Genomic DNA, 595 nt, shown 5'->3' with positions numbered 1-595 from the left:
TTCCGACGACATTCTCAGGTTGGTCGTCGGAAGCGCGATCTATAGCATCGGAGCTGACATTGAAGTCGTAAACGGCTTGGACGCTCAGGCCTCTGATAACGGATGGATTATGCGAACTCCCCACCTCGAATACGAAACGCCTGCTTATTCCCATCGCCTTCACTGGCGCACCGATCGTGCCAGATGCCCCATGGAGGAGGTCACGATGCCCAGCGTCAAGGTACCCCGGCTGACGGGGGTGAAGAGGGCCGAGGGCAGACCTGTCGACTTGCTCGTGAATGGCCGGAACATAGGTGACGATGCCTTTCTGATCGTTGACCTGACCGATGAAGGTTTTGAGCTGAACGATGTCGTCAACATGCTTTCAACCTCTGAGCTTTATCTGCAAGGCGACATGGTCAAACGCATCACCGGCAAGTCGGTCAGCACCGTACGCCGATTACTGAAGGAAGGTAAAACGGTACGGCTTGACCCGCAGCAGAGCGTCGTCGCCTACCAATATGCCTTGGTGCTGGAAAAGGCCACTCGCGCCTTCGGGAGGCAGTCACGGGCCGAGGAGTGGCTGCGCAAGCCCAGCACCTACCTGAACGGTCGC

Annotated in this window: 1 protein-coding gene; it reads left to right on the top strand. The window is 57.5% G+C overall.

What is annotated here, in order from left to right:
- Positions 1-205: 205 nt before the first annotated feature.
- A partial coding sequence (locus HT737_RS29410) for a hypothetical protein (protein ID WP_182404576.1) occupies positions 206-595 on the top strand: 390 nt, incomplete at its 3' end.

It is taken from the genome of Pseudomonas sp. MD195_PC81_125, assembly GCF_014060985.1.
Taxonomy (GTDB): domain Bacteria; phylum Pseudomonadota; class Gammaproteobacteria; order Pseudomonadales; family Pseudomonadaceae; genus Aquipseudomonas; species Aquipseudomonas parakoreensis.
This window is presented reverse-complemented; position numbering and strand designations above follow the sequence as displayed.